General features: G+C 61.5%; 12 protein-coding genes. 5 read left to right on the top strand and 7 right to left on the bottom strand.

Annotated elements, in window-relative coordinates:
• Positions 1-48: 48 nt before the first annotated feature.
• On the bottom strand, positions 49-2,106 hold the full coding sequence (locus ACERHN_RS00100; RefSeq protein WP_415918954.1) for a TonB-dependent receptor domain-containing protein: 2,058 nt from the start codon (positions 2,104-2,106) through the stop codon (positions 49-51).
• Between the two features lie 212 nt (positions 2,107-2,318).
• Between ACERHN_RS00100 and ACERHN_RS00095 the strand changes: the two genes are divergently transcribed.
• The 4 genes from ACERHN_RS00095 to ACERHN_RS00080 are packed head-to-tail and all read left to right on the top strand — an operon-like array spanning position 2,319 to position 6,125.
• A complete protein-coding gene (locus ACERHN_RS00095; RefSeq protein WP_415918953.1) occupies positions 2,319-3,377 on the top strand; it encodes a hemin-degrading factor in 1,059 nt (352 codons plus the stop codon).
• A complete protein-coding gene (locus tag ACERHN_RS00090; protein WP_415918952.1) occupies positions 3,377-4,273 on the top strand; it encodes a heme/hemin ABC transporter substrate-binding protein in 897 nt (298 codons plus the stop codon). Before ACERHN_RS00095 ends, ACERHN_RS00090 begins: the two co-directional genes overlap by 1 nt.
• 2 nt (positions 4,274-4,275) lie before the next feature.
• Positions 4,276-5,340: a FecCD family ABC transporter permease gene (locus tag ACERHN_RS00085; RefSeq protein WP_415919065.1), complete on the top strand. Its 1,065-nt coding sequence runs from the start codon at positions 4,276-4,278 to the stop codon at positions 5,338-5,340.
• 2 nt (positions 5,341-5,342) lie between these two features.
• Entirely contained in the window at positions 5,343-6,125 is a 783-nt protein-coding gene (locus ACERHN_RS00080) for a heme ABC transporter ATP-binding protein (protein ID WP_415918951.1), read from the top strand.
• 100 nt (positions 6,126-6,225) lie between these two features.
• Here the strand turns inward: ACERHN_RS00080 and ACERHN_RS00075 are convergent, their stop codons facing one another.
• The 4 genes from ACERHN_RS00075 to ACERHN_RS00060 form a co-directional block, all read right to left on the bottom strand.
• Positions 6,226-6,525 carry a type II toxin-antitoxin system RelE/ParE family toxin gene (locus ACERHN_RS00075; RefSeq protein ID WP_415918950.1) on the bottom strand — a complete coding sequence of 100 codons (300 nt, stop codon included), beginning with the start codon at positions 6,523-6,525 and terminating at the stop codon, positions 6,226-6,228.
• The gene (locus ACERHN_RS00070) at positions 6,522-6,764 is read right to left on the bottom strand and encodes a type II toxin-antitoxin system ParD family antitoxin (protein ID WP_415918949.1); all 243 of its coding nucleotides are present in this window, start codon (positions 6,762-6,764) and stop codon (positions 6,522-6,524) included. The genes ACERHN_RS00075 and ACERHN_RS00070 overlap by 4 nt, the downstream gene beginning before the upstream one ends.
• A gap of 31 nt (positions 6,765-6,795) precedes the next feature.
• Positions 6,796-7,413: an SMC-Scp complex subunit ScpB gene (gene scpB / locus ACERHN_RS00065; RefSeq protein WP_415918948.1), complete on the bottom strand. Its 618-nt coding sequence runs from the start codon at positions 7,411-7,413 to the stop codon at positions 6,796-6,798.
• Between the two features lie 94 nt (positions 7,414-7,507).
• Positions 7,508-8,440, bottom strand: coding sequence for a DUF1403 family protein (locus tag ACERHN_RS00060; RefSeq protein ID WP_415918947.1), 933 nt, complete (start codon positions 8,438-8,440; stop codon positions 7,508-7,510).
• 126 nt (positions 8,441-8,566) lie between these two features.
• Between ACERHN_RS00060 and ACERHN_RS00055 the strand changes: the two genes are divergently transcribed.
• A complete protein-coding gene (locus tag ACERHN_RS00055) occupies positions 8,567-9,688 on the top strand; it encodes a tyrosine-type recombinase/integrase (RefSeq protein ID WP_415918946.1) in 1,122 nt (373 codons plus the stop codon).
• A gap of 282 nt (positions 9,689-9,970) precedes the next feature.
• Here ACERHN_RS00055 and ACERHN_RS00050 read toward each other — a convergent pair whose 3' ends face one another.
• Positions 9,971-10,861 carry a ParB/RepB/Spo0J family partition protein gene (locus tag ACERHN_RS00050; protein WP_415918945.1) on the bottom strand — a complete coding sequence of 297 codons (891 nt, stop codon included), beginning with the start codon at positions 10,859-10,861 and terminating at the stop codon, positions 9,971-9,973.
• Between the two features lie 170 nt (positions 10,862-11,031).
• Positions 11,032-12,315: an AAA family ATPase gene (locus ACERHN_RS00045; protein WP_415918944.1), complete on the bottom strand. Its 1,284-nt coding sequence runs from the start codon at positions 12,313-12,315 to the stop codon at positions 11,032-11,034.
• Between the last annotated feature and the right edge of the window lie 125 nt (positions 12,316-12,440).

The raw sequence follows: 12,440 nt of genomic DNA, 5'->3' as shown, positions 1-12,440 counted from the left end.
CGGATTGATCAATACGCGGCCCCCTGCACCGGGGGCCGCGTTTTTCGTTCAGAAGGTTTTCGACAGTGTCAGGACAAAGTTCCGACCCGTCGCGTTCCGGGTGGACAGTCGGGGCTGATACACCTTGTCGAACACGTTTTCGATGCCGAACCGGATTTCCGTCCCTTCGAGCACGCCGGATTGCGGCACGTAGGTTGCGCGCAGGTTACTCACGCCAAAGCCGGGGCTGATGTCGGTTGGGTCCTCGTCGTACCGGCTCTGCGTCACCAGTTCCCAACTCAGGTCCAGCTCTTCTCCGAACTTCTTGCCGACGGTCAGGCGCAGGCTGTCCGCCGGGTTTAGCCGGTAGTCCTGAACCGTCCCGTCCAGCCAGGTTTCATCCCCCGAGCTTACCGACGCGTTCACATCCACGTAGAACCCGGATGCCATGGCATAGGACGCCTCAAGCTCGACCCCCTCCCGGTCGATCTGATCGACGGAGGTCAGCGGATTGCCAAAGGCGCGGATCGTGGTGACGTCCTCGGCATCCTGTTGGTAGTAGACCAGCTTGACCGCCAGCGCGTCACCGTCCCGGAACACGTCCTGATTGTCGAAGCTCGCGCCGATCTCATAAGTCGTCGCCTGTTCGGACTGCTCGATCAGGTTGGTGCCGATCCCGTTCGGGTTGTTGCTGTTGATGTCGTCGATGATCGGCAGGTTTTCGGTATACGCCGCAGAACCGAAGAGCGCGAAACCGTCGTCGAACGCGTACCGCACCGACAATCCACCCATCAGCGCATCCGCGTCATAGGACGCGGTGCCGTTTGCCGCATCTTCGGTGATTTCCTGCGTCTCGTAGCGCAGGGCAGGCGTCACCGTCCAACCGCCGAACCGCATGTCGTTCACCGCATAGATGGCGTAGGATTCCTTTGTCCCGCCGGGCGCGGAGCCCGCACTTGCATCCTTGCGGGTGCGGTCGACATATTCGAACCCGGTGCGCAGCTCGTGATCGACCACGCCAGTGGTGAAAAGCGCGGTGTTGCGGACGCGGAACGTCGTCGTCTCATACTGATTGTCAGCATCCAGCAGGGCGAGTGTGAACGGTGACAGCGTGCGGTCAATGCCCTGACTTTCGACCAACTCGTCGGAGTAGGTCAGCTCGACATCCAGATGGATGAAATCGTTGCCCGCCGGATTGAAGTTGTAGATCAGAACCGCAACCTCGTTTTCAATGAACCGGTCCACGTTCCCGAAATTGGCCAGCCCAAACGTGTCATACGGCACGTCGAACTGTTCCTGTTCAGCATTGGTGTAGGTGAAGGACAGCGAATGCGCGCGGTCCTGGCCAAAGGTGTACTTGCCCTTGATCAGGTACGAGGGATCGTTGATCCCGTCCGCGGCTTCGTTGATGGCATTGCCGGCGCCATCGGTACGCACGTCCAGCTGTCGGCGCGAGTAGTTCAGCAGGAATTCGACATCTTCGGTCGGCCGCCATGCCAATGTGGTCGACGTATCAAACCCGTCCCCGTTGGAGGAGAACTGCAAGGTCTGGCGCCCGACAAACCCAACCTCGCCCCCGGTTAGGTCCGACGCGTCGATGGTTTCAAGCAAGACCACACCGCCGAACACACCCGATCCATATTCGAAGGACCCGATGGTGCCGCGAATGACCTCCACGTTCTTGTAAAGAAACGGATCGGTATAAAGCTGTGTGCCGATGCGGTAGAGTTCCTCACTGCCCTTGATGGCACCGTCGATCTGGATCAGCACCTTTTGATCCGTGCCAAAAGTGCCCGTTGCACCGTAGCCGCGGATGTTGATGCCGGACCCGGCGGCAGTCGCGCCGTTGACGAGGGTCACGCCGGGCACCGAGTCAATCAGCCCCGCAACGGTGCCTGCCTGCCGGTCCTCGATCTCCGTCTGGTCAATGGTGGTGGTCGACACAGCAGTGTCGGTTGCCACCTCACGCTTGCTCTGGCCCAGGATGATGGTCCCAAGGTCCGTTTCGGCCCCGTCTTGCGCAATGGCTGCGACAGGTGTGAAAAGAAGCAGGGCACTGGCCCCGACCCATGCATGTTTCCATGCGGTTGTACCGCGCAAATGCGCGCGAAGCGTTGGCTTCGACATAGGCGTCCCCTCGTGAACTGGCTAGAATGCCGCAAGCTCGCGATGGGCTGGCTTTGGCCGATTTTTGGATTTTTGTGCAGACGTAACACGTCTCACCTTGCACCACATAAATAATCTTACTAAAAGTGTCAAGAATAGAGGCGCAAGCGGTGCCTCAGCCAGGACACGAGCGGTCCAAGCCATCACTTCCCTTTATGAAAGACGAGGATGGCATGCCCCAAAACCCCGTTCCAATGCCCGCCGAAATACGGTCTGCCCGAGCAGAAAATGCGAAACTGCGTGATCGCGATCTGGCCAACAAGCTCGGAGTTTCCGAAGCGCAGCTGGTCGCCGCGTTTGTCGGTCACGGCGTCACCCCGATCCATGCGCATCCCGATCAGGTGATGCATGCCGCCATGCAACTCGGAGAGGTGATGGCACTGACGCGCAACATCTCCTGTGTGCATGAAAAGATCGGGACATACGAGAATTACCACACCGGACAGCACGCGGCGATGGTCCTGACAGAGGACATCGACCTGCGCCTGTTCCCCAGCCACTGGCGCCATGCCTTTATGGTAGAGCGCGAGACGGATGACGGTGTGCGGCGCAGTTTGCAGGTGTTTGATGCCGCAGGTGACGCGATCCACAAGGTGTTTCTCCGCGATGCGTCGGCTGTAACCGCCTGGGAGGGGGTCAAGTCAGAGATCGCACTGCCCGATCCCGCCGATACCCTGATGGTCGCGGATCGCCAACCGGTCGAAGCACCGAAATCCGATCCGTCCAAGATCGACATCCTGCGCAAGGAATGGGCCCGGATGACCGACACTCATCAGTTCATGCGCCTCACGTCGAAGCTCAAGATGAACCGCCTCGGCGCTTACCGGATCGCGGGCGCGCCCTTTGTGCGCCCGCTGGCCGTGCAGGCGGTCACCGACATGCTGCACGCGGTACAGCAGACAGGGATCGAGGTCATGCTGTTTGTGGGCAATCGCGGGTGTATCCAGATCCACACCGGCCCCCTGCACCAACTCAAGCCAATGGACCCTTGGCAGAACGTGATGGACCCGCGGTTCAACCTCCATCTGCGCGCTGACCATGTGGCCGAAGTCTGGGCGGTGGAAAAGCCGACGCAACGGGGCCCAGCGGTGTCCATTGAGGCGTTCGATGCGGACGGCATGCTGATCTTTCAGGTGTTCGGCGTCGGCAAGGAAGGCCGCGACAGCCGCGCGGCATGGCGTGACATTGTGAACGCCTTGCCCGAAGCGCACGTGCCGGAGGTCGTATCATGATGAACCGACCCAAAGGCCTGTCGCGCCTGCATCTGGCTGACAGGGTTGCCCTGTCCGTCACGGTGATCCTCATGGCCCTCGGTGCGCTGGCCTCCGCCACGCGCGCGGATCAGACACCCCAGCGGATCGTGTCCCTGGGCAGTTCCGTAACCGAAATCATCTATGCGCTTGGCGAAGAGGACCGCATCGTCGCCCGCGACAGCACATCGACACATCCCCCCGACGTGGGCAGCCTGCCGGATGTCGGCTACCTGCGTGCACTGTCGCCCGAAGGCGTGATCAGCGTCCGTCCCGACCTGATCGTTGCAGAAGAAGGCGCAGGTCCCGAAGAAGCCGTAAACCTGTTGCGCAGCACGCAGATCCCTTATGTCGAAGCGCCCGAGCGGTACTCCATTGACGGCATCACCGACAAGATCCGGGCCGTGGGCGCGGCCCTCGGCGTCGACGAAAAGGCCGCCGCACTGGCCCGGCAGGTGGAACAGGACCTGCGCGCCGTCGAAGCCGCCGTGGCGGCGGACACGGACGCCAAAAAACGGGTCATCTTTGTGCTGAGCACGCAGGACGGACGTATCATGGCGTCGGGAACCGGCACCTCGGCAGATGCGATGATCACGATGGCGGGCGGGCAAAACGTGCTGGACAGTTTTGAGGGATACAAGCCCGTCACATCAGAGGCGGTCGCAACCGCCCGCCCTGACATCATCCTGATGATGGACCGCAACGGCGATCATTCCAGCAGCAACGCAGAGCTGTTTTCCATGCCCGCCTTCCGCACGACACCGGCGGCGGAAACCGCGTCCGTTGTGCGCATGAACGGCGCGCTTTTGTTGGGGTTCGGGCCGCGCACGGCGCAGGCGATCCAGCAGCTCAACACCGCCTTCACCACGGGCGGATGAGCATGTCGGTGATGGATGCAGCGTCCACGCCCCGGGACCGGCGCCATCTGGCGCGGCAGCTGCAGGTTGTGCTGGTTATCCTGCTGTGCGGGGCTGCCCTATGCAGCCTTGCCATCGGGGCCTCCGGCGCGTCGCTTTGGGCGGCCCTCTGGCAGATCGCGCAGGGCCAGCCGATTGCTCCGATTGACGCAATTGTCCTGTGGGACATCAGGGCGCCGCGTACCGTTCTGGGCATCTGCGTTGGGGCCGCGCTCGCCCTGTCGGGCGCGGTGATGCAGGGACTGTTCCGCAACCCGCTGGCCGATCCCGGCCTCTTGGGGGTCAGCGCCGGTGCCACGCTGGGCGCCATCATCGCGATTGTGCTGGGTGGCGTGCTGCCTCTGTGGCTGAGCCAGTGGCTGGGGGCCGCGATGCTCCCCGTCTTTGCCTTTGTCGGGGCCACGGGTGCGATGCTGATCCTTTATGCCGTGGCCACACGGTCGGGGCGCACGTCCGTTGCGACGATGTTGCTGGGCGGCATTGCCCTGTCGGCCATGGTGGGCGCGGTTGTGGGCCTTCTCATCTTTCGTGCCGATGACCTGCAACTGCGCGCCTTCAGCTTCTGGACCCTCGGGTCGCTGGCGGGCAGCACGTGGGACAAGACCACCATTGCCGCGCCCTTCATCCTGCTGGCCATCGGCCTGTCGACCACATTGGCCGCGGGGTTGAATGGCCTCGCCTTGGGAGAGGCATCCGCGCATCACATCGGCATCCCGGTACAGCGGGTCAAATACGCCGCCATTCTGCTGGTGGGCGGTGCGACGGGGGCCGCCGTCGCCGTGTCGGGCGGCATCGGGTTTGTCGGCATCGTGGTGCCGCATCTGATCCGCCTGTTGACCGGACCGGATCATCACGGCCTGCTGGTGAACTCCGCGCTTCTGGGCGCGAGCCTGCTGCTCTGCGCGGATATCATCGCGCGCCTCGTCGTGGCCCCGGCCGAGCTGCCCATTGGCATTGTCACCGCCATCCTCGGCGCGCCCGTCTTTCTTTGGATTTTGCTGCGCCGACGCGCGACCGTGGACTTGTAATCATGATCACCGCCACCGGCATCACCGCCCGCTATGGACGCAAAACCGTCCTCTCGCAGCTCGATTTTTCCGCCAGACCCGGCCAGGTCACGGCCATCGTCGGGCCCAACGGATCCGGGAAGTCCACCTTGCTCAAGGCCATCACCGGCGAATTGCCCATCACCGGCGATGTGCAGGTGGAAGGGTTCGACATCAGAGCCACACCGGCCTGGCAATTGGCTGGTGTACGAGCGGTCCTGCCGCAATCGACCCCCATGGCGTTCCCATTTCAGGCGTTGGAGGTTGTCCAACTCGGTCTGAGCCACGGCGTCTCATCTGATCCGACCTTACCGCGCCGCGCGCTCGCCCGTGTGGGCCTCTCCGGATATGAAACGCGATTTTGCCAGGAGCTATCGGGCGGCGAGCAGCAGCGCGTACAGCTTGCCCGCGTTTTGTGCCAGGTTTGGGAGCCAGTGGTTTACAGCAGTCCGCGCTGGTTGATGCTGGATGAACCGGTGTCAAGCCTCGACATCGGGCACCAGTTGCAAGTCATGCAAATCGCCCGTGACTACGCCGACGCCGGAGGCGGCGTGATTGCCGTGATGCACGACCTGAACCTCACCATCATGTTCGCTGATACCGTTGTGTTGATGAACGCCGGAGCCATTTTGGCGGATGGAAAACCCGATGAGGTGCTGACTGAGATTGCCCTGTCTCAGGTCTACAATTGTTCGCTCCGCACAAGCCGCATTCAACCAAACGGAGGGTGGTTTATCTTTCCTCAACAGGCAGACTTAAAGCGTTAACAGACACTGAATAACATCTTTACTTGCCCGCAGCTGTCAGATTTTCGAGTTTTCAACAATATCCGCCCCATCGCGCCTTCCGCTGCATTGCATGCCAATATCAGTCCGCGAGCATAACTGCCCAATTTGCGCGGCCGTGTACGACCCTGATGACATCAACATGGGTTTCGTCTTCTAGGTAGATGATGACATGTTTGCGGAACGCGTGGAGCCTTACGGGTGGCGTGAATTCCGTCCGCAGACGCGCCATCTCGGGGAAGTCCGACAGCATCGCGAACATCTGATCCAGATCGCGCAAATACGCCTCGGCCTGGCCCACCGACCACGTCTCGACCGTGTAGGTCCAGATCGCAATGAGGTCCGCTTCCGCTGCAGGTCGCAATACGACCTGTCGTGTCACGTCTCGCTGTCCGCACGCCTGGCGGCGACAAAGCTGTCCATGTCAAAGGCGCGGGCGGGTCCGCTTTGCAGCCCTGCATCAATCAACTGTTGCACCTCGGCAATCGCGCCCTCGCGTTCCTGATCACGGCGGATCAGGTCGCGCACATAGTCACTGACATTGCTGTATCGCCCGTCTTTCGTCCGAGACTCAGCCCAGGATTTCATCGGGTCGGGGAGGGAAACGTTCATGGTTGCCATGGCCCAAACATGATCATCTTGGCAAAGTTTGTCAAGATTTCGGCGGATCAAGTCCCGCATCTGTCAACTGTTCCCGGTCCGGCAGATCGTGCAAACTTTCCAGACCAAACGCCACGAGGAACCGATCCGTTGTCACGTAGGTGTAGGGCGCGCCGCGTCGGGGCGCGCGCGGGCCGGTTCCGATGAGACTGCGTGCGTGCAACCGCCCAATCAGGTCGCGGTTGATCTCCTTGCCAAAGATATCCCTCAGCCCGTCCCGCGTGATCGGCTGATGATACGCAATAGCGGCCAGCACCGCGACATCGTACGGGCTCAGATCGAGATCCTGATGGCCGACATCCGCCGCAACCCGGATCGCTGGCGCATAGGCGGAGCGGGTCCGCAGCATCCAACCGCCTTTGCCTGACACGCCGTGTCCGACCTTGGCCAGCTCAAAGGACCGCCCTTCGAGATCTGCCATCAGGTCGTCGATCAGCAGATCGACCGAGGCCCCCTGCCCCACAACACGCGCCAGGTCTTCACGCGGCACCGGCGCGGCAGAGGCAAAAAGCACCGCCTCAATCCGGCGCATCCATTCGCGCCAACGCAGGTCAGCGGGCAGATGCTCCAGCTCCCGGTCCAGCGCCTGCTCTGCGTGATCCTTCGCCATCACAAACCCCTCGGTGCGCGCATGCCCGACCCGCAAGACCGGCACCCGTCCGCACCCTGTCTCTGACTATCCTGATGCAAACTGCAGGCCATGCTCACAACCCGTAAAGCCGGAACGTGTCGCGCCCGGTCAGTTCGCGCACTGCGCCAAGCTCGACCAACCGGTCACAGAAGCGGCGCGCCGCCCGATCGGACCGCAGCGATGTCAGCGCATTCGGAGCCACAGCGTCCCGGTTCAGGAACAGCGCAACGGCCCCGTCGGCCCCCTTTGCCCGGAGCTTCGGCGCAAGCGCTCTCACCTTGGCCATGCGCCGCGCGAGGTCGGCAGCCTCCCGCGTCGCCTCGGCCGCGGCCGCCAAGACCGCCCGATAGCAGGCCAAGCGCAGGTCCTCGCCCGTCTTCCCCAGATCGGGACGCTTCATTTTGAGCGCCAGCAGCGGCACGACATGGCTCCACCCAAGCGACTGCGCCAAAGCAGCGTCCGCCAAGATCAACGCAGCGGTCAGGTCCCGCGGTCGATCTGCGATTATCGCCTGCAGCACACCTGCCGCCCACGAGATCGGAGCCCCCTGCCCCGCGCCCATCGCATGGGTCGCACCCATCGCATGGGCCGCGCCGCGCGGGTCGCACCCGTCGAGCCAGGTCGCAATCTGCTCCGGCTCCAGGTCAGGCAACGCGCGGTGAAGCGCGTCGACTGACACAGGTCTTTCGATGGCCCGTCGCCAAGACTGGTAAACCTCACCAGCCGGGCCCGGACTGTCGCCGGGCTGCAGGAATGCCACGGCGTCACGCAACGCGGCGGCGCGTTCCGGGCGTCCGGAATGTGCCACACAGACCTCCGCGGCGCGCAACGCCAGTCGGGCCCGGAGCAAGGTGTGGGGGACGTCCTCGCGGCTCAACACAAGATGCAGATGGTTGAGCGCCGCGCCTGACAAAAACGCCACATCTTCAGGGGTTTCTGCGCGGCCTGAGGTGACCCAGGACGGCATGCGGGGTAATGTATCGAAGCTGTCCGGCACGTATGTCATGACATTAAGGTATCCTGCCACGGCGCTTTCGTCCACAATATGATGCGCTAACCGCCCCGCCTTGGTGGCTTCCTTTATGTCCAATAAGTTTGCATTATCGGACATAATGAGAGTAGCCTCACGCACATGAGCAAATCCTCCGAAAACCGGCCGCAACCCTCGGACGCAGACCACCCGAAACCAACAGATGATCTCGACGCTGCCGAGGGCACAAAGGCGGCCTCACCCATCCCGACCCAACCCAACCGGACCAACGACACGCTGGCTGGGTCCGGCACACTGGACCGGCTGACCGAGGCCGCGCGCAGCTATGCCAGGGCGTCCACAGCTGAGAACACGCACAAGGCCTATGCCGCAGACTGGCGGCACTTTGCACGCTGGTGCAGACAGAAAGGGGCCGAGCCCCTGCCCCCCGCGCCCGAGATCATCGGCCTCTATCTCACGGACCTGGCGGCGCCCGTCCGTGGCGGTCCCGGGCTGTCCGTCAGCACCATTGATCGCCGCCTGTCCGGGCTTGCGTGGAACTGTGCGCAACGCGGCTTCGCGCTCGACCGCAAGGACCGGCACATCGCGGCGGTGCTGGCCGGGATCCGGCGCACCCATGCGCGCCCGCCGCAGCAGAAACACGCCATTCTCGCAGATGATATTCGGGCAATGGTCGCCACCCTGCCCCGCGACCTGCGCGGCTTGCGCGACCGGGCCATTCTGCTCGTGGGATATGCCGGTGGGCTCAGACGGTCGGAGATCGTCAGCCTCGATGTTGGTCAGGACGACACACCAGACAGCCGCGGATGGATAGAGATCCTGGACGACGGGGCCCTCCTGACCCTGAACGCCAAGACCGGGTGGCGTGCGGTTGAAATCGGGCGCGGCTCGTCCGAGCAAACCTGCCCAGTGCACGCTCTGGAGCAATGGCTGCACTTTGCGAAAATCGACTTTGGCCCAGTGTTCACGCGCACGTCACGCGATGGCAAACGCGCGCTTGAGGCGCGGCTGTCGGACAAACATGTGGCTCGCCTGATCAAGCAGACTGTGCGTGAGAGCGGCATCCGGTCGGACCTGCCCGAGGCCGAGCGCCTCGCGCTCTTCTCCGGGCACTCCCTGCGCGCTGGCCTCGCCTCCTCCGCCGAAGTCGATGAGCGCCATGTGCAGAAACACCTTGGCCACGCGTCAGCCGAAATGACCCGCCGGTATCAACGCCGCCGTGACAGGTTCCGGGTGAACCTCACAAAGGCTGCGGGGCTCTGATCGCCAAACGCGGCGGGCGGGAAGGCCAACCGAAGCCTGACATCAGCCCCGCGGTTTTCGACATCAAGCGCGCGCGCTCGAAGGTCGTAAAAACGCTGAGCCCTATTGATCATACGCCGTCGCGGATCTGTAATTTGCTTTGGCCGGAACGTGTTGCACCGCCCGCGAGCAGCAGCAGCGTTTGGCGGCGCGTTGATGACAGGCTTTAACGCGTCAAGGTCGCGCACATCCTCTGACCTTTTGGCTTGCGGATATTTGGGCTCCCGTTACCCACGGGTAACCTCAGCGTATTCTCGGTGCGCCCTCTAAAGCCGCCTCAAAGGCCTTGACCGCCTCTTCCAGAACCTGGCGCGGCGTGTTGGCGAAGTCTTTGCTGCTGACAACACGCAATTCACCATCCCGCGCCGTTACCTTCGTCTTGCCAACAAAGAACTCCAGCTTCTGACGCGGCTCGACCTTGGCCACGGCTGAAGTGTTGTTTTTCTTTGCACTGACCAAAAAGTCTGTCAGCACCCGCGTTTGCGCTTCTGCATCTGCACAATCCGCCAGCTGCGCACGAAGCGGCTCGACTTGGCTCCCGGACTTAATGGACCGTGCAACATCCACGCCAAGGTTCCGGGCGACGGCCTTGGGCCATTTCAAGTCGTCACCCAATGCAACCAACAAAAACACAAAGCTGCGGATGTAAGACCGCTTTGTCTTGTGCAGCGCGCCATAGAGGCGCGCAACCAGTTCGGATGGATCAGTCTCTGATACTTGGTGATCCTGTGCTGCGGTGATTGCGACCTGCGCCATCTCTGCGAAGGTTAGATCTTCGCGCACAACGTTTTCTTCTACCATATCGACATAGCGCAGCATACGGTCGGCAGCACTTGTTTCGATCCGCGCAATGACAAACGAGTACCGATCTTCGCCCGTCTCGGACAACAGCTGCCGCAGAGCGGTCAAGCGGCGCCAGCCTTTTTTGAGCTGATATTTCCCATCTGGCGCTTCATAGACCTCAATAGGTTCTTTCTGACCGCGCGCACGGATCGACGACTTGAGTTCCTCCATTTCATCCGAAACGGCAACATCATCAAGCGACAGACGATCACGGGGCAGGTCGTCCGTCCCAACGTTACCCACGGGTAACTCGACCAAAAGACGACCGCTGTCCTGCGCCTCACGAAACATACGTGCGTCTTCGGCATTGCGCCGGCGCTGTTCGACCTTTGCTTCGGTGGTGTCTGCCAGCGTTTCGGCGGCATCCCGCACTGCAACGCCCATCGGACCGGGTGAACGGCTGCGCTTGGGCGCAATCGACCCTGTGTCCACAGGTGCGAAGCCAAATTTATTGGTACCAGTCATTCTGCTGCCTCCTGATTATTATGAACCCGCTGCCATGACGTCAGCACCGTGCCAAGAAACTCACCGTAAGCCCGATCGAAACTCTGCCGTGCACGCTTCCAGGTCTCACGGGTCATCTGCCGGTAGTCTTGTTCGTAAACCGACATCTGGAAACGGCCGGACTGCTCGACCGCACGTGTCATCTCAATCGGGTGTTGGCAGACGCGCGAACCAAAAACATTCCGAAACGCATCCATCATCGCGACATGCAGGGAGTTGGTTGCCTCAAACCGGGTCATCAACATCCGGATGTCAGCAAATTCTTTCGGCAGGGTAATGCCTGCGTCCGTTGCGTGTGCAGCGAAACCCTCGGAGATATCCGCCATGGCATCGCCAAGCTGACCAAGGTAGCTGGTTGTACTGTCATACTCCCAATATCCGGGGCCAGAGGGAATATAGAGGACATCAGCCGCAAACGCGGCGTTTAGAGACTGGTATCCAATCGCTGGCGGGCAGTCGAAAAGGATGATGTCGTACTGATCTTGCGGCAATTCATCGAGGTAGCGCGCAACGCAGCCGAAAAAGCTCCATGCTTTGTGGAGGGCTCGATACTGCGCCGAAGCAAACTCAACGAAGGCCGCATTCGCACAGGACGGGATAATGTCGATCGTCGACCAGCATGTCGGTTGGATGAAGTCTTGTACTCTTTGCGCACCGATGGATTGCACATCCCGAGGAAGCTCATCTGCTGCTGGAAAAGGGCAGTCATCCGGATCGTCAAATCCGGCCATGATGCGATCCGCTTCCTTGCAGAGGTCGCGACACATTATACCCCACACCGTGTTCCATTCCCGCACATCCGTCAGCCCCATGGAGTGTGTGAGCGTGGCCTGAGGATCAAAATCGACGATCAACACCCGGTAACCGTCTAGCGCCGCCGCATGAGCCAGGTGTTGTGCAACAACTGTCTTTCCAACACCGCCTTTGAAATTCGAGACGGCCACCCGGACCGCACGGCCGGCAGGTCGCTCCGGCAGGAGCGACCGCCCGCGAAACCTAAGCCGGCGCCGCAGTTCGTTGATGTCCTCAAGCGAAAACCACCGCTGGCGCCCGTCATCCTGTGTTTGCCCCTGCGGCAAAGAGGGATCATCAGCCAGCTTCTTGCGCAACGTGTCCGCTGGCACATCGAACATGAACTGGCTGATCTCCCAAATGGAGAAGGGGCGCAGCGTTTTCACTTCACCTGGAGAGAACGTCGCTTTGCGTACAGCAGCCTGCTGGGAAAGACTGCGCTCATTCATACGGAGGAGATCGGAGTGGTTTGGCAAGACAGACCTCGTGTTTTTCGGTGCTCACAACCCAATAACGCGATTTTCTGAAATCCGCAAAACAAAATTCTGCATCTTTCGGTATCGGCGATACTCAA

The sequence above is a fragment of the Tateyamaria rhodophyticola genome, assembly GCF_047777875.1.
Taxonomy (GTDB): Bacteria; Pseudomonadota; Alphaproteobacteria; order Rhodobacterales; family Rhodobacteraceae; genus Tateyamaria.
The sequence above is the reverse complement of the archived record's forward strand: the minus strand, read 5'-3'. Positions and strand labels throughout refer to the sequence as shown.